Source organism: Burkholderia sp. S171 (assembly GCF_009766085.1).
GTDB lineage: Bacteria > Pseudomonadota > Gammaproteobacteria > Burkholderiales > Burkholderiaceae > Caballeronia.
This window is the reverse complement of the sequence record NZ_LMUF01000075.1, coordinates 19,668-42,081: the sequence shown is the minus strand read 5'-3', so window position 1 is coordinate 42,081 and position 22,414 is coordinate 19,668. Positions and strand designations below refer to the sequence as shown.

General features: G+C 61.6%; 19 protein-coding genes. 15 read left to right on the top strand and 4 right to left on the bottom strand.

Features of this window, described 5'->3' with window-relative positions; all coding sequences use genetic code 11:
- Positions 1-416 precede the first annotated feature (416 nt).
- The 5 genes from fba (at position 417) to GSQ93_RS36825 (ending at position 5,916) form a co-directional block, all read left to right on the top strand.
- Positions 417-1,481 carry a class II fructose-bisphosphate aldolase gene (fba, locus tag GSQ93_RS36845; protein ID WP_158941146.1) on the top strand — a complete coding sequence of 355 codons (1,065 nt, stop codon included), beginning with the start codon at positions 417-419 and terminating at the stop codon, positions 1,479-1,481.
- A 427-nt stretch (positions 1,482-1,908) separates the two neighbouring features.
- Positions 1,909-2,811: a phosphoribosylaminoimidazolesuccinocarboxamide synthase gene (locus tag GSQ93_RS36840; protein WP_158941145.1), complete on the top strand. Its 903-nt coding sequence runs from the start codon at positions 1,909-1,911 to the stop codon at positions 2,809-2,811.
- 282 nt (positions 2,812-3,093) lie between these two features.
- Positions 3,094-3,621, top strand: a complete 528-nt coding sequence (gene purE, locus GSQ93_RS36835) for a 5-(carboxyamino)imidazole ribonucleotide mutase (RefSeq protein WP_158941144.1) — start codon at positions 3,094-3,096, stop codon at positions 3,619-3,621.
- Positions 3,622-3,700: 79 nt separating this feature from the next.
- A complete protein-coding gene (locus GSQ93_RS36830; protein WP_158941143.1) occupies positions 3,701-4,888 on the top strand; it encodes a 5-(carboxyamino)imidazole ribonucleotide synthase in 1,188 nt (395 codons plus the stop codon).
- Positions 4,889-4,893: 5 nt separating this feature from the next.
- Positions 4,894-5,916 carry an L-threonylcarbamoyladenylate synthase gene (locus tag GSQ93_RS36825; RefSeq protein ID WP_158941142.1) on the top strand — a complete coding sequence of 341 codons (1,023 nt, stop codon included), beginning with the start codon at positions 4,894-4,896 and terminating at the stop codon, positions 5,914-5,916.
- A gap of 230 nt (positions 5,917-6,146) precedes the next feature.
- Here the strand turns inward: GSQ93_RS36825 and GSQ93_RS36820 are convergent, their stop codons facing one another.
- From GSQ93_RS36820 to GSQ93_RS36810, 3 genes are all read right to left on the bottom strand, one after another.
- Complete coding sequence (locus tag GSQ93_RS36820) at positions 6,147-7,337, bottom strand: SGNH/GDSL hydrolase family protein (RefSeq protein ID WP_254074255.1); 1,191 nt, start codon at positions 7,335-7,337, stop codon at positions 6,147-6,149.
- 247 nt (positions 7,338-7,584) lie between these two features.
- A complete protein-coding gene (dacB, locus tag GSQ93_RS36815) occupies positions 7,585-9,183 on the bottom strand; it encodes a D-alanyl-D-alanine carboxypeptidase/D-alanyl-D-alanine-endopeptidase (protein WP_254074254.1) in 1,599 nt (532 codons plus the stop codon).
- A 166-nt stretch (positions 9,184-9,349) separates the two neighbouring features.
- A complete protein-coding gene (locus GSQ93_RS36810; protein ID WP_158941140.1) occupies positions 9,350-10,318 on the bottom strand; it encodes a LysR family transcriptional regulator in 969 nt (322 codons plus the stop codon).
- Between the two features lie 125 nt (positions 10,319-10,443).
- Here GSQ93_RS36810 and GSQ93_RS36805 point away from each other — a divergent pair, with 125 nt between their 5' ends.
- From GSQ93_RS36805 to GSQ93_RS36765, 9 genes are all read left to right on the top strand, one after another.
- Complete coding sequence (locus GSQ93_RS36805; RefSeq protein WP_158941139.1) at positions 10,444-11,754, top strand: MFS transporter; 1,311 nt, start codon at positions 10,444-10,446, stop codon at positions 11,752-11,754.
- 19 nt (positions 11,755-11,773) lie between these two features.
- Positions 11,774-13,018, top strand: coding sequence for a Zn-dependent hydrolase (locus GSQ93_RS36800; protein ID WP_254074253.1), 1,245 nt, complete (start codon positions 11,774-11,776; stop codon positions 13,016-13,018).
- Between the two features lie 13 nt (positions 13,019-13,031).
- Positions 13,032-14,054 (top strand): histone deacetylase family protein, encoded by a 1,023-nt coding sequence (locus GSQ93_RS36795; RefSeq protein ID WP_158941137.1) that lies wholly within the window; start codon positions 13,032-13,034, stop codon positions 14,052-14,054.
- 118 nt (positions 14,055-14,172) lie between these two features.
- Complete coding sequence (locus GSQ93_RS36790; RefSeq protein ID WP_089162973.1) at positions 14,173-14,835, top strand: response regulator; 663 nt, start codon at positions 14,173-14,175, stop codon at positions 14,833-14,835.
- Complete coding sequence (locus tag GSQ93_RS36785; protein ID WP_158941136.1) at positions 14,835-16,160, top strand: HAMP domain-containing sensor histidine kinase; 1,326 nt, start codon at positions 14,835-14,837, stop codon at positions 16,158-16,160. Before GSQ93_RS36790 ends, GSQ93_RS36785 begins: the two co-directional genes overlap by 1 nt.
- Before the next feature lie 65 nt (positions 16,161-16,225).
- Positions 16,226-17,773, top strand: a complete 1,548-nt coding sequence (locus GSQ93_RS36780; RefSeq protein ID WP_158941135.1) for a DegQ family serine endoprotease — start codon at positions 16,226-16,228, stop codon at positions 17,771-17,773.
- 354 nt (positions 17,774-18,127) lie between these two features.
- Positions 18,128-18,559, top strand: a complete 432-nt coding sequence (locus GSQ93_RS36775; protein ID WP_158941223.1) for a carboxypeptidase-like regulatory domain-containing protein — start codon at positions 18,128-18,130, stop codon at positions 18,557-18,559.
- Between the two features lie 274 nt (positions 18,560-18,833).
- Entirely contained in the window at positions 18,834-19,196 is a 363-nt protein-coding gene (locus GSQ93_RS36770) for a DUF427 domain-containing protein (protein WP_158941134.1), read from the top strand.
- Positions 19,197-19,246: 50 nt separating this feature from the next.
- The gene (locus tag GSQ93_RS36765; protein ID WP_158941133.1) at positions 19,247-20,011 is read left to right on the top strand and encodes a CoxG family protein; all 765 of its coding nucleotides are present in this window, start codon (positions 19,247-19,249) and stop codon (positions 20,009-20,011) included.
- Positions 20,012-20,029: 18 nt separating this feature from the next.
- On the opposite strand, the gene GSQ93_RS36760 is transcribed toward GSQ93_RS36765, so the two are convergent.
- Positions 20,030-20,668: a TetR family transcriptional regulator gene (locus GSQ93_RS36760; protein WP_158941132.1), complete on the bottom strand. Its 639-nt coding sequence runs from the start codon at positions 20,666-20,668 to the stop codon at positions 20,030-20,032.
- A gap of 451 nt (positions 20,669-21,119) precedes the next feature.
- Here GSQ93_RS36760 and GSQ93_RS36755 point away from each other — a divergent pair, with 451 nt between their 5' ends.
- Positions 21,120-22,394, top strand: a complete 1,275-nt coding sequence (locus tag GSQ93_RS36755; RefSeq protein WP_158941131.1) for an efflux RND transporter periplasmic adaptor subunit — start codon at positions 21,120-21,122, stop codon at positions 22,392-22,394.
- Positions 22,395-22,414: the final 20 nt, after the last annotated feature.

Genomic DNA, 22,414 nt, shown 5'->3' with positions numbered 1-22,414 from the left:
GCTACCCTAAGTGTCCACAGCGTGCAGTTTTGATTCATAGGTGCCCCAAAAGCACGGTGCTCGCCAGAGCCACCGATGTTTGAAACCCTCCTTCTCGCGAATCCCGACATAGACACGCTTCGCCACCCGTGCTCTCGGGCAAGATCAAGCACTCACAGACCAGCACGGCTTCACGCGTGCTGGTCTGTTCGTTTGCTGGTCAGATTGATCGCTAACCTCGAAACGACCTTCTAAGCACTGTTCCCCGCAGCACCCCGTCTTACCTAAGCCCCCCAAACCCGTCCACCGGTGCGAACGAGCACATAGAGCCCCTACGGGCTCCGGCTAAAATATTACAAACATGGCGATGCCCAAAAGAGCAATAACACCGCAATCAGCCAAAAAAAGACTTCGTTCCATCTCAAGGAGTTTTACCCATGCCTCTCGTATCAATGCGTCAACTGCTGGACCACGCGGCCGAAAACAGCTATGCGCTCCCAGCATTCAACGTCAATAACCTGGAGCAAGTTCAAGCCATCATGGCGGCCGCCGACCAGATCAACGCTCCAGTCATCATGCAAGCCTCCGCCGGCGCGCGGAAATACGCTGGCGAAGCGTTCCTGCGCCACCTGATCGAAGCCGCCGTCGAGTCCTACCCGCACATCCCGGTCGTCATGCATCAGGACCACGGGCAATCCCCCGCAGTCTGCATGGCGGCCATCCGCAGCGGTTTCACCAGCGTCATGATGGACGGCTCGCTCGAAGCCGACGGCAAAAGCGTGGCATCGTATGAATACAACGTCGATGTATCACGCAAAGTGGTCGAAGCCGCCCACTCCATCGGCGTGACGGTGGAAGCCGAACTCGGCGTGCTCGGCTCGCTCGAAACCATGATGGGCGACAAGGAAGACGGCCACGGCGCCGAAGGCACCATGACCCGCGAGCAGTTGCTCACCAACGTCGAACAAGCCGCCGACTTCGTGAAGAAAACCCAGTGCGACGCGCTGGCTATCGCCATCGGCACATCGCACGGTGCGTACAAATTTACCAAGAAGCCAACAGGCGATATCCTCGCCATCCAGCGCATCAAGGAAATCCATCAACGCATCCCGAACACCCATCTGGTGATGCACGGATCGTCGTCGGTGCCGCAAGATTTGCTGGCCGAAATCCGTGAATTCGGCGGCGACATGAAGGAAACTTATGGCGTGCCAGTCGAGGAAATCCAGGAAGGAATTCGCCACGGCGTGCGTAAGGTGAATATCGATACCGACCTGCGCCTCGCAATAACGGGTGCAATTCGCCGCTATTTCGGCGAAAATCCGTCGAAATTCGATCCGCGCGACTACCTGAAACCGGCACGCGAGGCAGCCAGGAAAATTTGCCTCGAACGCTACATGCAGTTCGGCTGCGAAGGCCAGGCGAGCAAGATCAAACCGATCCCGCTCGATAAAATCGCCGAGAAGTACAAATCCGGCGAACTGGCTCAAATCGTCAGGTAAGCCAGTCGATAAGCGCTACGGCCCCGGTTTTATGCGCTTAACAAGGTTTGACAGGGCCAGCTTGCCTTGGGTCATGAGTAGTTGAGTCATAAGCTGGACCATGAGCCCAGGCAGGCATTTGAACGGCCCGCTGGACGGCTTTTTTTGAGATGTTCATCCTCGGGCGGTGTAGTGGGCGGTTTTGCTTGCAGCATCGCCGTCGATGAACCAAAACCGAGTCGTCCGCCCGACGCGTTTACAATGGCGTTGAGTCGCGTTTGTCGCCCGGTTTTGCGCCGGGCATCACAATACGCAGAATGAATGCAAAGGCTGACCCTGGGCGCATGACAGGGCCAGCTGACACGAACCGCCGTTCCCGCAATTCCGGGGAACGGCGTGTTGGTTTTTTCTCTCAGCCTGATTTGCGGCACTTTTCCGGTAGATGACGATGTCCACCTCACATTCCCCGCTGTACGAATCCACGCTGAAATCGGTGCCCCTGCTCGGGCGCGGCAAGGTCCGCGACAACTACGCAGTCGGCACCGACAAACTCCTGATCGTCACGACCGACCGCCTCTCGGCGTTCGACGTGATCATGGGTGAGCCCATTCCGAACAAGGGCCGCGTCCTGAACCAGATGGCCGATTTCTGGTTCGCGAAGCTCTCGCACATCGTGCCGAACCACAATACGGGCATCGATCCGGTAACTGTCGTTTCCGCCGATGAAGCCGATCAGGTCAAAGGCCGCGCCGTCGTGGTGAAGCGCCTGGAGCCGATCCTGGTGGAAGCGGTCGTGCGCGGTTATCTGGCCGGCAGCGGCTGGAAGGACTATCAAGCAACGGGTTCGGTCTGCGGCGTGGAATTGCCGCCGGGCCTGAAGAATGCCGAAAAGCTGCCCGAGCCGATTTTCACGCCGGCAGCCAAGGCCGAAATGGGCCATCACGACGAAAACATCACCTACGATGAGATGGAACGCCGGATCGGCACGGAACTGTCGGCGACCATCCGCGAGATTTCGATCAAGCTGTACAAGGAAGCGGCCGAGTACGCGGCGACGCGCGGCATCATCATCGCGGACACGAAGTTCGAATTCGGGCTGGACACGCGCGGCGAACTGTTCCTCATGGACGAAGTGCTGACGGCGGATTCGTCACGCTTCTGGCCGGCGGACGGGTATCAGGTCGGCACGAACCCGCCATCGTTCGATAAGCAGTTCGTGCGCGACTGGCTCGAAACGCAATCGTGGGGAAAAACGCCCCCGGCGCCGAAGCTGCCTGACGACGTCGTCGCGAAAACAGCCGAGAAGTACGAAGAAGCGCTGCAACGGTTGACCGGGCAGTCGCTGGCGTAATTTTTTAAGCGGCCGGTCCGGCGCACGATAGCGCCCGCTTTTGCGGGCGGGTCCGATGGCTTGGCCGCCATAACGGTGACGGCAAAATGCTGCCGGTAATCAGCGCACGAGAGCAAAACACCCGAGCGATGCACGGGAGCAACGTATCTGACTAACGCTCCCGAGCCCCCGGCCATGCAGCGCCGAGTCCCGAAAGCCATTTCATATGGCCAAAAAGCTTTCTATCCGCACCACCCGAAAAGGGCCGACAAAGGCCTGTCCACCCCAAAGGAATGCAGCACGATGAGCGAAGTCCAGACCGCCGCCGCGGCCCACACGCATGACGCACCGTTGATCGGCGTGTTAATGGGTTCCAGTTCCGACTGGGACGTGATGAAAAACGCGGTCTCGATCCTCCAGGAATTCGGCGTGCCTTACGAAGCCAAGGTCGTGTCGGCGCACCGCATGCCCGACGAAATGTTCGCCTACGCCGAAAGCGCGCGTAAGCGCGGCCTCGCGGCGATCATCGCGGGGGCGGGCGGCGCGGCGCATCTGCCGGGCATGCTCGCTGCCAAAACCACGGTACCGGTGCTGGGCGTGCCGGTATCGAGTAAATATTTGAAGGGCGTGGACTCATTGCATTCAATCGTGCAGATGCCCAAGGGCGTGCCTGTGGCGACGTTTGCTATCGGTGAAGCAGGTGCGGCGAACGCGGCGTTGTTCGCGATCTCCATACTCGCTGTCACCCAAACGGCCTACGCTGACAAGCTCGCGGCATTCCGCGCGCGCCAGAACGACGCGGCGCACGCGATGGTCCTTCCGCCGCTGTGAATTCACCGGTTGCGCAGCAGTTTTACGTAACACCTCCGGCACTATTTCCGGCCCGAGACCGACTGACCGACCCCACACGATGAACGCACACTCCCAACCCAGTTCTCCCATCCAGCCGGGCGCATGGCTCGGCATGGTCGGCGGCGGCCAGCTCGGCCGCATGTTCTGTTTCGCGGCGCAATCCATGGGCTATCGCGTGGCGGTCCTCGATCCGGACGAGACGAGTCCGGCCGGTTCCGTCGCGGATAAACACATCCGCGCTGCCTTCAACGACGAATCCGCGTTGACGGAACTCGCGCGATTGTGTGCGGCGGTATCGACGGAATTCGAGAACGTGCCGTCCGCCAGCCTCGATTTCATCGCGAAAACCACGTTCGTGAGCCCCGCCGCCCGATGCGTGGCGATTGCGCAGGATCGCGTGGCGGAGAAGCGATTTATCGCGAGTGCGGGCGTGCCGGTGGCGCCGCATGTGGTGATCGAGTCGCCGGAAGCGCTGGCCGCTTTAAGCGACGAACAGATCGCCGCCGTGTTGCCCGGCATTCTGAAGACGGCGCGACTCGGCTACGACGGCAAAGGCCAGACAAGCGTGCGCAACGTCGATGAAGTGCGCACCGCTTACGGGTCGCTCGCGGGCGTGCCTTGCGTGCTCGAAAAGCGCATGCCGCTCAAGTTCGAGGTGTCCGTGCTGATCGCGCGTGCCGGTGACGGGAAGTCAGCCGTGTTTCCGCTCGCGCAGAACCAGCACGTCAGCGGCATTCTGGCCAAGACCGTCGTGCCCGCGCCGGATGCGTCGCCTGCGCTCGTCGCCCAGGCACAGGACGCCGCGCTCACCATCGCCGCGAAGCTGGACTACATTGGCGTGCTGTGCGTGGAGTTTTTCATCCTGGAAGACGGCACGCTGATCGCTAATGAAATGGCGCCGCGTCCGCATAATTCCGGTCACTACACCGTCGATGCTTGCGCCACCAGCCAGTTCGAGCAGCAAGTCCGCGCGATGACCGGCATGCCGCTGGGCGACACGCGCCAGCATTCACCGGCCGCGATGCTGAATATTCTCGGCGACATCTGGTTCGAAGGCACGAAGGCCCGCACGCCGCCGTGGCATGACGTGATCGCGTTGCCGACCGCGCGTTTGCATCTGTACGGCAAGGAAGAGGCGCGGCACGGCCGGAAGATGGGCCATGTGAATTTCACCGGCGCCACGCTGGAAGAAGTGCGCACGGCGGCGCGCGATTGCGCCCGCATGCTGCACATTGCGCTGGGTTAACTTTGATGACTTTCGAAGCTCCCACCGTCGCGCAGATTCAGGAGGCTGCCGCGTTGCTCGACGCCGGGCAACTCGTCGCGTTTCCGACTGAAACCGTCTACGGACTGGGCGGCGATGCCGAGAATCCCGAGGCCATCGCACGGATTTACGCGGCGAAAGGGCGGCCTTCGAATCATCCGGTGATCGTGCATCTCGCGCCCGGCAGCGACCCGGCGTACTGGGTCGAATCGCTTTCAGCCGATGCGCAGAAATTGATCGATGCCTTCTGGCCCGGTCCGCTCACGCTGATCCTGAAGCGCGCGGCGCACGTGCCGGCGGCGGTTAGCGGCGGGCAGGATTCCGTCGCAATTCGTTGTCCGTCGCATCCGGTCGCGCAGGCGCTGCTCATGGCTTTCAGCACTTTGCGCGATGGTCATGGCGGCGTGGCGGGGCCATCGGCGAATCGGTTCGGACATGTCAGCCCGACCACGGCGCAACATGTCCGCGATGAATTCGGCGCAAGCGTGCATGTGCTCGATGGCGGGGCGGCGAAGGTGGGCATTGAATCGACGATTCTGGATTTATCGCGTGGCTTTCCTGCGTTGCTCCGGCCGGGACATGTGAGTCCGTTGGAGATCGCCGATGTGCTTGGCGTGATGCCGCGTCTTCCCGATGGCACCGACGCCAGCGCGCCACGCGCCTCCGGCACGCTGAAGGCGCATTACGCACCGCGCACGCCGCTGAGCTTGTTGCCGTTTGCGGCGCTTGAACCGTTGCTCGCCGCGCATCCGCTCGATGCCGGCAAGAAGCTTGCGTTGGTCGCGCGGGAATCGAGCGCCGGTAAATGGGCGGACGCGCCGAACGTGCATTTCATCGCCGCACCGGACGATCCGCAGAGCTACGCACGCGAGTTATACCGCTTGCTGCGCGCGCTCGATTGCGCCGATGTCGAGAGGATCTTGATCGAGACGCTGCCGGTGTCGGCGGAATGGACCGCGGTGAACGACCGGTTAGGGCGTGCGGCGGCGGCGTTTGAAGAGCAGGAGTAGAGGGGCGCGGCCGGCTAGCGCCACGCTAAGCACGATCACCTAAAAAATCTTTCAAATCATAGGTCTCGGCGCCCTAAATAGTTTAGATACAAAAAAGTATCTAAACTTTCGAGCGGACATGCGGGGCCATAAAACCCACAGTCTGACGGCGATAAAACCGTCCTTCAAAAAGCAAAACGCCCAGTCGGAAAGACCGGGCGTTTTAACCTCATCAGCTCATTCAGCCGCGCTTATTTCCCCAGCCCGCTTGCAGCAATCTGCTGCTCCACGTAGGTGGAGAACAGCGCGTGCAGATGCGTCGTCGGATGGACTGTATCGGCGTACATATACGACTGATCTGCGCCCGGCACCGTGTAGGTTTGCGGTGAGCAGAACAGCGACGTAGCAAAGGCGCTCGGGTCCGGCTCGCCCAGCTTGGTCGCGGCGGCGGTCATCGCGGCGAGATTACAGGCGGTGCCCGTATTCGATACCGTGAAGCCGTTCGCCTGGAAGTTCGCCTGGATGCCGTCGACCCAGGTGTAGGCATCGACGTAGATCACCTTCGACAACAACCCCGACTGCGCCAGCGCGCCTTTCAGCGTGCCATTGAACAACTGCGTCACTTGCGAGAAGGTCACGCCTTTATCGGCGCTGGCCAATCCCTCAGGCGCTCCGCCGATGTCAGGAACCGCCGATACCACCACGTGCGTCGCACCGGATTGCAGCACCCGGCCAACTAACGTCGCCAGGTCGATAGCCGCCTGGCTGATCGCGGTCGTCGCGGCGGTCGTTGCGGCGGTGCCGGCTGCCTGTGCCTGTGCCGGCGTGATAGCGCCAGCGGCAAGCTGCGCCTGGATGCCGGCGGCTGTCGCTTGCGCCACGGCCAGGTTGTAGAAGATGTCGTTGGCGCCGCCGTTCACCAGCACGAGTTGATTAGCATTGAACGAACCATACGAGCCGATGAACTGAGTCACCTGATCGTTGATCGGGATCGTGGTGGCTTCCGAGAAATCGGCATTCGCCGTGCCTGGCGTTGCGTGGCCAACTCCCGGCTGCAGCGTCACCCGTGAGCCGCCCTGTGCGTAGCCCAAACCGCTGGCCGGCGTCAGCGGGATGCCAAAGCCACCGGTGTTTGCCGCCGTCAGCGTGCCGCCGTAATACTGCGCCACGTTCTGGGTCCAGATCTGGCCGGGATTCGTCGTGAAGCGGCCGCCGCCGAAGTTTGCCGCCGCGACCGGCGCATACGTACCGACGTCCGAGAGACTGTCGCCAAACGACACCACCTGCAGTTTCACGCCGCCCGCGGGGGTGTTGTTATTGTTGTTATCGCTGCCGCCGCCGCACGCGGCCAGCATGGCAAACGCGGCGCACGCAGTGGCCGTCTGGACAGCGAGCAGCCAGCGCGGTTGACGCGCGGCGGGTTTCGTCAGGGCGGGTTTCATCGACTTCATCTCCTCGTTCCTCGTTGATCTCGTCATGTGGTCTGCACGCCGCTTCGAGGTTGCTGTCGGCTCGCGTTCCGCTTGGGCGTTGGCTTCAAACGACACGCACTGCGGACAATGCGTGTCGTCGGCTTGGCGTGGCGATAGCTTACCGAATCTTTAGGAGGATTTGAGATTGTTTCCTACGAGGGTTTGCCTGTGCTTGCAGAGCGCGCATCCTCGGGTTCTAAGTCGATGACGGACCGTTTTACTCCGTTGCTCCCGTGCGGCGCGCGCCTTCATACACCCACTCGAGCAGCGCGTCATGCGCCGCCCGCGCCGCTTCGGCGCGTGGATCGTTGATAAAACTGACCACCACGTAGCTCTCGCCGTTCTCCGCGCCCACGTAGCCGGCGATGGCCCGCACGTCACGCAGCGTGCCCGTCTTGATATGGGCATTGCCGCCCGCGCCCGCGTTCGTGAGCCGGTTGCGCATGGTGCCGTCCACGCCCGCAATAGGCAGCGACTCGATGAAAACCTGCGCCACCGGGCTCGAATTTGCCGCCACCAGCAAGTCGGCGAGCGATTGCGCCGTAATGTGTTCTTCGCGCGACAGCCCGGAGCCGTTATCGAGGTAAAGGTTGGTCATGGGCAGCGCGCTGCGATGCAGGAACGCCTCGATCGCCGCCGATGATTTCTGGGTCGTCGCCGGCGGTTTGCCCATCGCGGCGCCGATGGTCAGGAACAGGTTGCGCGCCATCACGTTGTTGCTGAACTTGTTGATGTCGCGAACGATATCCGACAGCACCGGGCTGCGGTGCGTGCCGACCAGCCGCGCGCTGACCGGCGTCGGGCCTTCGCGGGTGGTGCCGTTGAATGTGCCACCAGCCTGTTTCCACAGCGCGAGGAAGCCGCCTGCAAAGAAAGTGGAGTGGTCGAGCGCGGCAACGTTGATGGTCCGCGGGCCGCAGCGCAGCGGATAGTCGCCGATAAACGACGCCTGCACAAAACCGCCCGTGGTTTGCGCCACGCTCGGCGATGCCGCCGGCAGTGAGCCTGCGCACGCGCCGCGCGTAACCTTGAGTTCGTTGTCGATTTGCAACTGCGCGAGTTGCGGCAGGACATCGATTGCAACCTGGCCGTCCGGGCTCGGCGTCAACGTGAACGACAGCGACTTGAACGCATACAGCAGCGGGTCCGGGCCGACGTTGTAGGGCGCGCTTTCGTCGGCGTCGAAGGCGGGGAGATCGCGCGTGGAGGTATCGAAGTAGCGTTTGTCGAGCACCAGCGCACCATCAATGCCCGTGATGCCGTTGCGGCGGATCTGGTCCACCAGGTCGATGAGTTCTTCCGGCACGAGTTTCGGGTCGCCCGTGCCCTGGATGTACAAGTTGCCGTGAAGGACGCCGCTTGCATCGACTTCACCGTCGGCGTAGGCCGTGGTTTTCCAGCGGTAATCCGGACCCAATAACGACAAGCCCGAGTACGTGGTGACCAGCTTCATGGTCGAGGCGGGCATCATCGGCTCGTTGGCGTTGATCGCGACGAGGGGCACGCCGCCGCTGCCGATCCGCTCGACCACCACGCTCATCGATGAAATCGGCACGTGGGCGCGTGCAAGCGCCGCCATGACCGTGGCCGGAAGCGGACCGGCCGGGACAACAACGCGCTGGATCTTCGACTTTTTCGCCGTTGCGTGCTTCGGCGTGGGTTTCTGTGCTTCCGACTTTGAGCCGCCACCGCCGCGTGCCTCGGCAGGCGTGTTCATCGCGAAGGTGAAAGTGGCTGCGGCTATAACCAGGGTCGTGGCTGTGCGCCAATGTTTGGCAAGTGGGTTTTTCCTGTTCAGAAAGGCTGCTCTATACATGTGGTCGGATCGTGATGGGGTGATGTGATGCGGTTTTGCGGATTGCAGGGCGAGGGTGCCCCAAGCGGTGCGGCTATTGTATGGGGGTTCTGCTTACGGTTTAAGGTTTGCGGGCTTTCAACCGGCAGCGGGTGCGCGGCTTTGGCACCGGCATTCCGCCTGGGGCTCAGCGCGGGGCGAGCCGTTCGGGCAGTGAATAGCGCTGCATCGTGCGCTCCATGCCGTCAAGGAACGCCTGCTCCGCCGCGTTCATCTTGCGTCCGCGATGCCACAGCAGATCGACGTCGACATCGACCAGACCTTCTTCGGGCGGCAAACGCCACAGGCGCTGCTGCGAAAGGTCGTCGCGGACAATGTGCTCGGGCAGGCAACCGATGCCATATCCCGCGAAGATCAGCCGCCGCACTTCGTCCAGACTGGGCGATGCCGCCACGATCCGTCCCGTGAACCCGCGCTGGTCGCGAAAAACGGTCAGCGGCGACAAGCTGTCGCCAATTTGATCGCTCGTGAATGACACGAAATTCTCCGCGAGCAAATCTTCCATGCTCAGTCCATGCCGTCCAAACAGGCGATGGTACCGGCCACAAAAAATGGCATATCGCTGGCGCAGAAAGCAACGCTGCTCGAGTTTATCGATGGGCGTGCGGCACAAGCTTAAGCCCGCTGTCGCGGTCTTTTGCAGCAGCGACGAAATGATGTCCGAGGAACGCATGACTTCGATATGCAAGTCGATACGCGGATAAGTCCGGTGGAATTCGCCGAGAAACTCGTCGTACACGCCTGAATCGATGCGGCTCACCGTGAGCAGCCTGATCGAACCGGTGATGTCTTCGCTGCGGTCATCGAGCTCGGTTTCGAGCCGTGACATGTGCCCGTAGATATCGCTTGCGATCCGGTACACCTCTTCGCCCGCGTGCGTTGGCTCGAAGTGCGGGCCGCGGCGCTGGATCAGGTTGCGCCCGAGCGTGTCTTCCAGGCGCTTGAGCGCCTGGCTCACCGCCGGTTGCGTCAGATGCAGGCGCGCGGCGGCGCGGCTCACGCTGCGCTCCTGCATGATGACCAGAAAAGTTCGCAGCAGGTTCCAGTCGAGCCGGTCGTTCAGGAACCGCGCGATATCCACACGCCGTTGAGTCATGGGGGAATGTCCAAGGTATTAGCCAAACTTATATGGCGAATAATAAATCGAAATTGGACTAATGTTTTATGGCTGGCGATAAAACGCCCTGACCATGCATTAAAACAAGCGAATCAGGAGCCACCGTGACCCCAGCATCCAGTCCGACTCGCCAGCCCGTGCGCGCGGCGACCGCCGCTTTCATCGGCACGATGATCGAGTGGTACGACTTTTATATCTACGCGACCGCCGCTGCGCTCGTGTTCGGCGAGCTGTATTTCCCGTCGCATGATCCGTTCATCAGCACGATGGCGTCGTTCGCCACGTTCGCCGTCGGGTTCTTCGCGCGACCGTTGGGCGGTGTGATCTTCGGTCACCTCGGCGACAAGATCGGCCGTAAGAAAGCGCTGATGACCACGCTGATGATGATGGGCGTGGCGACCGTATGCGTCGGCTTGCTGCCCGCTTATTCGAAGGTCGGCCTGCTTGCGCCGGTGTTGCTCGTGCTGCTGCGCGTGGTGCAGGGCATTGCCGTTGGCGGAGAATGGGGCGGGGCGGTGTTGATGGCGGCTGAACATGCACCCACGGGACGACGCACATTTTTCGCGTCGTTCGCGCAACTCGGCAGTCCGGCCGGGCTGATTCTGTCGCTGATCGCGTTTCGCGCGGTGACGTCGATGCCGCATGACGAGTTCATCGCGTGGGGCTGGCGTCTGCCGTTTTTGATCAGCGCGGTGTTGCTCGTGGTCGGCATCCTGATCCGCATGGGCGTGAACGAGTCACCGGAATTCGAGCGCGAGAAGTTGTCCAAGCGCACGGTGGAGTTGCCGATTGCCGAAGTGTTCCGCTCATCGGGCGCGCTGGTCGCGTTCTGTATAGGGGCGAATACGATTGGTATTGCCGGCGTCTATTTCACCAATACCTTCATGATTTCGTACACCACGCAGTATGTGGGCGTGACGAAATCGCTGATTCTCGATTGCCTGTTTGCCGTCGCGATCATCCAGTTCCTTACCCAGCCGCTGGCCGCGTTGCTCGCCGAAAAGATCGGCGGTGCGCGCTTCCTGAAGCTCACCGCCCTGTGCGCGATGATCTCGCCGTATCCCATGTTTATCCTCGTGCAGAGCGGCAACATGGTGTCGATGATTATCGGCATCGCGATTGCCGTGGTCTGCATGGCGAGCTTTTATTCGGTCATCGCGGGATTTGTCAGCGGTGTGTTTCCGGTGCGTGTGCGTTACTCCGCGATCTCGATTTCTTATCAGGTCTGCGGCGCGATTGCGGGCGGCCTGACGCCGCTCGTGGGCACCTGGCTTGCGCACAAATTCACGGGGCAATGGTGGCCGCTGGCGGTGTTTTACACGTGCCTCGCCGGGATTTCGCTCCTGTCGATCGTCGCACTCGATGCGTTGAAACATCGTCGCGCCGATGCCCCGGAAGCACTGGCTGCTCGCTGAATTAAGAGGATACCGAAGCATGTTGAAGATCGACGGCCCGCGCCTGTGGGCGAGCTTGATGGCGATGGCAACAATCGGCGCGACGCCGAAAGGCGGCGTACGTCGCCTTGCACTGACGGAAGAAGACCGCCGAGGGCGCGCGTTATTCGCTGCGTGTTGCAGCGAAGCGGGAATGTCGGTGCGCACCGATGAAGTCGGCAACGTGTTCGCGCGTCGTGAAGGCTCGGATGCGAATGCGAAACCGGTGGTGATCGGTAGTCATCTGGATACGCAGCCGGAAGGCGGTCGCTTCGATGGCGTCTACGGCGTTCTGGCTGCGCTCGAGGTGGTGCGCACGTTGAACGATCACCGCGTGTTGACGGAGAAGCCCATCGAGATTGTTTCGTGGACGAACGAAGAGGGCGCGCGCTTCACGCCGGCCATGCTGGGCTCGGCGGTGTTTGTCGGCGCGACGCCATTGGAAACCGCATTGCAGACGAGGGACGCAGAGGGCGTGACCTTGCGCGAGGCGCTGAACGAAATCGGTTGCGCAGGAGCGCGCGGACTCGGCGTTGAAAACGTCGATTCGTATTTCGAAGCGCATATCGAACAAGGGCCAATCCTGGAGAGTCACGGCCATCCTATCGGCGTGGTCACTGGCGGCCAGGCGATCCGCTGGCTTGACGTCGACGTAACGGGCGTTGCTGCGCACGCTGGCACGACGCCGATGCCTTATCGGAAGGATGCGTTGTTTGCGAGTGCGGCGATGGCGCTTGAACTTGAAGCTATCGCGCAGCGTTTCGCGCCACTCGGCCTGGTCACGATTGGTCAGGTCGACGTGCCGAATTCATCGCGTAACACTATTGCAGGGCGCGTGGCTTTCACCGTCGACCTGCGTCATCCCGACGATACGCAAATCGACGCGATGGAACACGAAGTCCGCACGGCCTTCGGAAAGATCGCTGCGCAACGAGGCCTTGAAGCCGACATCGCAACGTACTGGAAAAGCCCCGCCACGCCATTTGATTTCGCCTGCGTAGACCTGGTTGAAGAAGCTACGAAAGGCTTGGGCTATGCGTATGAGCGCATTGTCAGCGGCGCGGGTCACGACGCGATCCACCTCGCGCGGCACGTGCCCACGGCCATGGTTTTCATCCCGTGCGTAGATGGCCTGTCGCACAACGAAGCCGAGGACGCGCTCCCCGAAGACGTCACATGCGGCGCGAATGTTTTGATCAATGCGGTACTGGCGCGCGCGGTAATCAGCGCGACGGTTGAAGCATAAATAGGATCCGATAATGCTGACTTACTTTCACCCCTCGCAACTCAAGCATCATCCGCGCACGTACCTTTCGCGTGGTCAGATGCGCACGCCGCAGGAGATTCCTGAGCGCGCATTGCGGCTGGTCGAGGCGTCGAAGGCACTGGGCTTCGATGTCCGCGAACCCGCTGACTTTGGCACCGCGCCGCTCGCCGCGGTGCACGGCATGAACTACGTGCGCTTCCTTGAGGAGGCACATCGCGAGTGGAAGAAAGTGCCGGCCGAATGGGGCGACGAAGTGATGTCGAATGTATACATCCGTGAGAACAATCCGTTGCGCGGCGTGCTGGGACAAGCAGCGCGTTATCTCGCCGATGGCAGTTGCCCGGTCGGCCCTGACACATACGAATCGGCCTACTGGTCGGCGCAAAGCGCGCTCGGCGGAGCGCACGCGATTTTGGACGGCGCACGCGAGGCGTACGCGTTGTGCCGGCCGCCGGGACATCATGCGCGTGCTGAAGCAGCAGGCGGTTTCTGCTACCTGAACAACGCGGCAATCGCGGCGCAGGCGCTTCGTGAAAAGTACAGCCGCGTAGCTGTCCTCGATACCGACATGCACCACGGTCAGGGCATACAGGAAATTTTTTACGACCGCAGCGACGTCCTGTATGTATCCATTCACGGCGATCCGACGAACTTCTACCCGGTCGTGGCCGGCTTTGACGACGAGCGGGGCGAGGCGGCCGGCGAGGGTTACAACGTGAATTTGCCGATGCCGCATGGTTCATCGGAGGACGTGTTTTTCGATCGCCTCGATACCGCCGCGCGCGTGCTTGAGCGTTTCCAGCCCGACGTTCTGGTGCTGGCGCTGGGCTTTGATATCTACAAGGACGATCCGCAGTCGATGGTCGCGGTGACAACCGAAGGATTCGGCAGGCTGGGCAGCGCGATCGGCGAGCTAAAGTTGCCGACGTTGATCGTGCAGGAGGGCGGGTATCACATCGATACGCTTGAGGCCAATGCGCAGGCGTTCTTCGGCGGATTTAGTGCGGGACGTTGAAGCAAAACGAGGGAAACCGCGTCTCTTGGTCTTAAGGCCCCTTTAAGCCCGCCTTAACGCGTCCCGGCTAGAATGATCATCCGGGCTGCAAAGCCAAGACAAGCCGTGACCCAAACCGATGCGAATCCTACTGGTAGAAGACGACAGAATGATTGCGGAAGGCGTCCGCAAGGCGCTGCGCAGCGACGGATTCGCGGTGGACTGGGTGCAGGACGGCGAAGCGGCCCTGACGGCGGTAGGCGGCGAACCTTACGATCTCATGCTGCTTGACCTGGGCCTGCCAAAACGCGACGGTCTCGATGTCCTCAAAAGCCTGAGAGCAAAAGGCAACGCGCTGCCCGTGCTGATCGTCACCGCGCGGGACGCCATTGCCGACCGTGTAAAAGGCCTGGATGCCGGCGCCGACGACTATCTCGTCAAACCTTTCGACCTCGACGAACTGGGCGCTCGCATGCGCGCCCTGATCCGGCGTCACGCCGGTCGCGGCGACTCGCTGATCCGCCACGGCGCGTTGACGCTGGACCCTGTAGGCCACCAGGTCACGCTTGAAGGCAACGCCGTAGCGCTGTCCGCCCGTGAATTCGCGCTGCTCGAAGCCTTGATGGCACGGCCGGGCGCGGTGTTATCGAAGAGCCAGCTTGAAGAAAAAATCTACGGATGGGGTGAGGAAATCGGCAGCAACACAGTCGAGGTCTACATCCATTCGTTGCGTAAAAAGCTGGGGCCCGACCTTATCCGCAACGTTCGTGGACTGGGTTACATGGTGTCGAAGGAAGCCTGATGCATTCCATTCGACGCCAATTGCTGGTCTGGCTGCTGGCACTGGTGATCGTCGGCGTGGGGTTTGCGGGCTGGCTGATCTATCGTCAGGCACTGGCCGAAGCGAACGAATTGTTCGATTATCAGCTGGAGCAGATTGCGGCCGCGTTGCCGTCGGAACCGTTTTCGTCGGTGCTGCAATCGCGCAGCGACAGCGACGAAGGCGTCGTGATCCAGATCTGGAACCGCAACGGCGTGCTCATGTATTACTCGCACCCGCGCGTGCCGCTGGCGCCGCATGCGGAACTGGGCTTTTCCACGGAAGCCACGCCGCGTGGCGTATGGCGTGTTTACAGCGCTATTGTCGGCGATAACGTCGTCCAGCTCGCGCAGCCGTTGTCCATCCGCAACCGGCTGGCAGCGGGTGTGGCGTGGCGGACCTTATGGCCGCTCGTGGTGCTGTTGCCGCTGCTGGGCATGGCGATATGGATCATCGTCGGACGGGGTTTGAAGCCGCTGCAACGCGTGACGCGCGCGCTCGATACACGTCATCCCGAAGCGCTGGAACCTCTACCCGACAACCGTTTGCCGGAAGAAGTCGTGCCTGTTGTGCGCGCTTTGAACGCGCTGCTCGCCCGGCTTGCGACCGCGCTGGACACGCAAAAAGCGTTCGTTGCCGACGCCGCGCACGAGCTTCGCACGCCGCTCGCCGCGGTGCAGATCCAGTCGCAACTGGTGGCGCGCGCAAAGGACGACGCGTCGCGCAAGGAAGCGCTCGACGACCTGCAAGCGGGTATCACGCGGGCCACGCGTCTGGCCGAGCAACTGCTTGCGCTCGCCCGCTCAGAGCCCGACGGCAAGAGCGAGACCAAGCCGGTGGACCTGCACGCGCTGCTGGACGAATGCGTGGGTGGGTCGGTGCTGGTGGCGCAACAGCGCGGTGTCGACCTGGGCATCGAGGCGAGCGAACCGGCCACTATCTCAGGCGACGGCAACGCGTTGCGCGTGATGTTCAACAATCTCATCGATAACGCCACGAAATACACGCAGGATGGCGGGCGCGTGGACGTTTGCTTGCAGATGAAAGACGGCAATCCCACGGTGGAAATAGCAGATACAGGCCCAGGCATTCCCGCCGATGAACGCGAGCGTGTGTTCGACCGGTTTTATCGGGCGGGAATGGGCGCCAGCCGGGCGCGCACGGACGTGGCGGGCAGCGGCCTGGGCTTGGCAATCGTGCGTCGGATCGCGGTGCAGCATGACGCGAAAGTTTCGCTCGCCGAATCGAAAAGCGGCGGTCTGCTCGTCTCCATTCAATTCAAATCTGCATTAAATACCCCGCTTTAAGTGCCCTTTAAGCGGCGCCTCGTACTCTTCGTTTCATTCTGAAGCGCATCCCCGAGGAGCACACGATGAAAGCGAAGATCATTTCCCGCAGCGCCGTTGCGGTTGCCGTTGCCGTCGCGTTGTCGGCGGGTTACGTGGCCGGAAACCGGAACGTCCCGGCGCCGCAGGTCATCACGCCGGCACAAGCCGCGATGATGCCGGCTGAAGCCGCTGCAAAGACCGGTATTCCCGATTTCTCCGGCCTGGTCGAAACCTACGGCCCGGCGGTCGTCAATATCAGCGCTAAGCACGTGGTCAAGACCGCGTCGCGCCGCAATGGCATGAATGGCGGCATGAATGGCGGCGCGAACGGTGGCAATCCGCAATTGCCGATCGATCCGAGCGATCCGTTCTACCAGTTCTTCAAGCACTTCTACGGTAATGGCGTGCCGGGCATGGGCGGCAACGACGGCCAGAACGCCGCCGATACCCCCAGCGAAAGCCTGGGTTCAGGCTTTATCGTAAGCAGTGACGGTTACATCCTGACCAACGCGCACGTGGTCGACGGTGCAGACGTGATCACGGTGAAGACCACCGACAAGCGCGAATACCGCGCGAAGGTGATCGGCTCGGACAAGCAGTCGGACGTGGCTGTGCTGAAGATCGATGCGAAGAACCTGCCGGTCGTCAAGATTGGCGATCCGAACGGCAGCAAGGTCGGCCAATGGGTGGTGGCTATCGGCTCGCCTTACGGTTTCGACAACACTGTGACGTCTGGCATCATCAGCGCGAAATCACGCTCGTTGCCGAACGAGAATTACACGCCATTTATCCAGACCGACGTGCCGGTGAATCCGGGTAATTCCGGTGGCCCGCTCTTCAACCTGCAAGGCGAAGTGATCGGCATCAATTCGATGATCTATTCGCAGACAGGCGGCTTCCAGGGCCTTTCGTTCGCAATCCCGATCAATGAAGCCATGAAGGTGAAAGACGCGCTGGTGAAGACAGGCCATGTGGATCGCGGCCGTCTTGGCGTGACCGTGCAGGGCATGGACCAGACACTCGCGAAGTCGTTCGGCCTGCAAAGCCCGAATGGCGCGCTCGTGAGTTCGGTCGAAGCGGGCGGTCCTGCGGCGAAGGCCGGCCTGCAGCCCGGCGACGTGATCCTCTCAGTCAACGGCGACTCGGTTGCGGATTCGAACGCGTTGCCGTCGCAGGTGGCAGCGCTCGCGCCGGGAACCACGACGAAGGTGCAGGTCTGGCGTGACAAGGCCACGAAGGACCTGAGCGTGACCGTGGGCACATTGTCCGATGCCAAGACCGCAAGCGCGGGCCAAGGCGCGGGCAAGGGGGATCAGTCATCGCAGGATGCGCGCTTGGGCGTCGCTGTCCGGCCGCTGACGCCGGATGAGAAGCAGAGTGCGTCGCTCTCGCGCGGTCTGCTCGTGCAACAGTCGGGCGGCGCGGCGGAAAGCGCGGGCATCCAGGCGGGCGATGTGATCCTGGCGGTCAACGGCCAGCCTGTCACAAGCGTGGAGCAACTGAAGACGATGGTGGCTCACGCGGGCGACAGCATCGCGTTGCTGATCCAGCGCGACGATGCACAGATCTTCGTGCCGGTTGATCTGGGCTGAATGGCGGGTAATGTAAATATCGGCTGAAAGCCTGCCAGCGCGAGACGAGGGCGGCACGCGCTACGCAACACGCGCCGCCGCCCGGAGAAATTAGGGTGGGATGCAGGCACGAACTGTGCTCATAGCTTCTCTCCCGAACCGCTTTGGCCCGACTGCTCAAAACAAACGCGTGCTGGACGGCGGGACACAAGCGGAACGCCGATGAAGGCGTCTGAAGTCCATAAGGAGCTGATCACGATGACCAAGACGACTAAAGCAGCGATTGAAGCAACTACCGAAGCAAACACTGGCGCGTCAACTAAACACGGCCGGCCTGCCATAAGGAGAGCGTCCATCGCGGTGCTTGCGGCCGCGATGACGTTCGGAATGACAGGCGGCGCGTTCGCCCAGGCCTCGGGCGGCGGAACGAGCGACATGAGCAGCGCCGGTAATACGAACGGCGGCGGACTGCCGCAGATCCAGACGCAGGGCGACGTGTCGTTCACGTCTGGCGGCGTGGGCTTGGACGAATCGCACGCGCTGATTCGTGAGCAGGCGCATTGGCCGCTATCGTTGCGTTTCACGGGGCCGACGTCCGACTATCTCTCCGATGTCCACGTGCGAATTGCCGATGCAAAGAACGCTGAAGTGCTCAAGACCGACGCCATGGGCCCCTACATGCTGGTGAAGCTGCCGGCAGGCCATTACACGGTTTATGCCCGCTACAAGGATTCGGAAAAGAAGCAAGGAGTGACGGTGGCCGGCAACGGAAAGGCGAAGGCTGACTTCCACTGGTCGATGCAGTAAGCGTTCGGAGACCCTCAAACACTCTTAAATACACCACGCGCCTTGTTGAGCCACCGTACGCAAAACCGCATAGGAAACAAAGGACTGCGGTGATGCGTTAAATGTGGCCCAGGGTGTGGCGCAGGCGCCAAAGACGTTAGCGGTGCTTGCACAAGCACCCCGAAGTTGTCTCATAATGAAAGCCACGGGTCCCGGAAAACCCGTGGCTTTTTTTATGTCGCTGCTGCAAACGCGGCGGTGGCGGTTTCATTTTTTTTGGTACCGGGAGCGCGCGATGAGCACCGACACCCATCACATTGAAATTTCGCTGAATACGCGACGCCATCGCGTGATTCATCAGGGCGTGACGTTTGCCGATACCCGTGCGGCGTTGACGGTGATCGAAACGGGCCACGATCCGGTGCATTATTTCCCGCGTGCCGATGTCAACCTGGCGCGCCTCTCAAAATCCACGCATACCTCACATTGCCCTTACAAGGGCGATGCTACGTACTACCATCTGCTGACAGAGGACGGTCCGGTCGAAAACGCCGTCTGGAGCTACGAGCAGCCGAACGAAGGCGTCGCGCAAATTAAAAATTATCTGGCGTTTTATCCGTCGCGGATCGATCGTATCGACGAGACGGCGGGTACCTGAAACGCCAGGTCGACATTAAAACAATGGGCGCCATGTAACGGGAGGGCCCGATGGAAGTAGCCGATGCCTTACGCATTCCGCTCGAAGCCGCTCAGGTGCGCGAGGCGTTGGGCGACCTTGCGCTGGTGCGTGCGAGTATCGATAACTGCGAATCCCTGTTGCGTCTTTCTGGTGGCGAGTACACGTTGAGGTTGACCGTGCCGCTGGGCGCGCTGCGGGCGCACTACACCATCCGCGCACACGTTGCCGACGCCACCCGTTTGCCGCGCCATGACGGCCAATCCGGCGATGTCGACGCCCAAACCCTCAGTTTCAAGGCGCGCGGCGAAGGCGTGGGATCGTTGCGCGGACAAATCGCGGTGGCGCTGATTCCAGACGCTAACGGCGCATCGACGTGGATTGAATACACCGTCTGGGCGACGCTCACCGGGCCGCTGGCAGGTTTGCCGGCACGCCAGATCGAAAACTCGCTGCGTGAAGTTGCCGACGATTTTTTTATCGAATTCTGCGAAGTCGTGCGCGCGAAGCATGGTCAGCCGCCGGCGGTGGTGCCCACTCCCGCTGTTTCGCGCCGCCATGTGTTCTTGCGGCCGATCTCCATGTCGTCGGCGTTTGCCCGGCACGCCACCCCGGCGACGCAAAAATCCCGCGCGGCAGCCGCGGCCGATGCAATTGGCGGCGTCTTGCGCCACCGGCTACCGGGTCACGCGCCTCGCCATCCGCATCCGCACAGCCTGCCTGCATGGGCGTGGGCCGCGATGATCTGTTGTGTCGCCGTGTTCCTGTTTCTCGCGCAGCGCTACGGTCTGCGGTAGCACCGTGCACGCTTTCCGCTAGCCCGGCTGCAGCATATGGGGGCTGTAGCGCATGACGTCGAAACACGAATCGATCAGGCGTTCGGCATCATTCTTGAGGTCGATACTCTCGGGCCACATTAGTGAGTCGTAGAGAATGCCGGTGAAAAGCGCGTGCAGGATGGTGGTGGCGTGGCGCGTATCGAGCAAGACCGGCAACTGACCTTTATCAACCGCATTGCGCAGTCCGCGCTCAATCTTCTCTTTCCCTTCGCGCATGTTCGTCTGATGCCGTTCGCGCACCGGCCCCATGTCTTCGACGAACTCACACTTTAGAAACAGGATGTCGAATACGCGCCGGCGCTGTTCGTCGAGTGCGATATTGCGCATGCACCAGATAAAGATGTCGCGAATCTTGCCGAGCGGATCGGCCTCTTTGGTGTCGAGCGTTGCTTCGACCAGTTCATCAAGCGGTAACAGGCTCCGGTCGAACATGGCGGTGAACAGGTCGCCCTTGTTCGCAAAATGCCAATAGATTGCGCCGCGCGTCACGCCGGCTTCAAGCGCGATGTCGGCCAGTGTGGTGCGCGAAACGCCTTTCTCGAAGAACACCCGTTCTGCCGCATCGAGAATACTATTGCGCGTCGCCGCCGCTTCTTCCTTGGTTCGTCTGACCATTATTTCGTGGGTTCCAGCTTGCCTGCCCAGCGGTAAATTTACCGCCGTCTTACATTGCACCGCAGCGACGTCATGCATTTGTTCATCGTTCGCCAGCCCTTCGAGACGATTCCCCTCGCACTGCTCTTGTTCACGTACGATCGTCTCTTTTACGTTCGTTGGTGAATGTATATACAATACCATCCGTCCAACGATAGCCCAAGTAGCACTGACCGGTTAATATCCGACACAGCTTTCATTCCGCGTCCCTCTGCGTGGCCCGTCCCAAGGGCGTTGTCACCGGCAGCCGTACCCAGAGACGGCTCCCAGGCGCTGCGGACGAATGATGGTCGGGGCACTGGTTTTTGCGCCCACTGGCTACTGGTAAGCGTCTTCAGACGCTCGTAGCGGCCCGCCCGTAGAAGGCGGCCGCGCACTTATTTCAATCTCAGTCTTTGACAGAGGTCGCTCCATGCGCGTCGAACGGGTTCCATTCCGCTTAATCAGTGCCGCGACGGCTGCCGTGATTCTTGCAGCCTGCGGACAAAAACCATCAGCACCGCCGCCCCAGACGCCCGAAGTCGGCGTCGTCACCATCCAGCCCACCACGGTTCCTGTCGAGAGCGAACTGCCTGGCCGCACGAGCGCATTTCTTGTCGCCCAGGTTCGTGCGCGGGTCGACGGCATTGTGCTGCGTCGTGAGTTCATCGAAGGCGCGGACGTGAAGGTCGGACAGCGGCTCTACAAGATTGATCCGGCGCCGTACATCGCCGCGCTGAATACCGCCAAGGCAACGCTCGCCAAGGCGCAAGCCAACGTGGTCACGCAGAACGCCCTGGCGGCGCGCTACAAGATCCTCGTCGCGGCAAACGCGGTCAGCAAGCAGGACTACGACAACGCCGTGGCGACTCAAGGGCAAGCCGTGGCCGATGTCGCATCGGGCAAGGCGGCTGTCGACACCGCGCAAATCAACCTCGGTTATACCGACGTAGTGTCGCCCATCACGGGCCGCACAGGTTTGTCACAGGTCACGCCGGGTGCTTACGTGCAGGCTAGCGCCGCCACGCTGCTCACCACCGTGCAACAACTCGATCCGGTCTATGTCGACCTGACGCAATCGAGCGTTGACGGCCTGAAGCTGCGCCGTGACATCCAGGAAGGCCGCTTGCAGACCAGCGGCGCCAACGCCGCCAAGGTCACGCTGATCCTGGAAGATGGCCGCGAGTATGCGGAACCGGGCAAGCTGCAGTTCTCCGACGTGAGCGTGGACCAGGGCACCGGTTCGGTCACTGTGCGCGCGATTTTCCCGAACAAGGACCGCGTGCTGTTGCCGGGCATGTTCGTGCGGGCGCGTATTGACGAAGGCGTGAACGACAAGGCGCTGGTGGTCCCGCAAGTCGGCGTGACGCATGACCAGAAGGGCCAGCCGACGGCGCTGGTGGTCGGTCCGGACAACAAGGTGGCGTTGCGCCAACTGGTGACGTCGGGTACCTACGGCGACAAGTGGGTTGTGGACAGCGGCCTGAATCCGGGCGATCGCGTCATCGTGCAAGGCACGGAGAAAGCGCGGCCAGGTTCAACCGTGAAGCCTGTCGACGCACAGCTTCCGCCCGACGCAGCTCAAGCGGCATCCGGTGCTGCACCGGGCGCGGCTTCCGGTGCAGCTCCGGCGGCAGCGGACGCTGGCGCTAGCGGCGCGGCGGCTTCGAGCAATCCGGCGCCCGCATCCGCGGCATCAGGCGCGTAATCAGGCGCACTAAAAGGGAG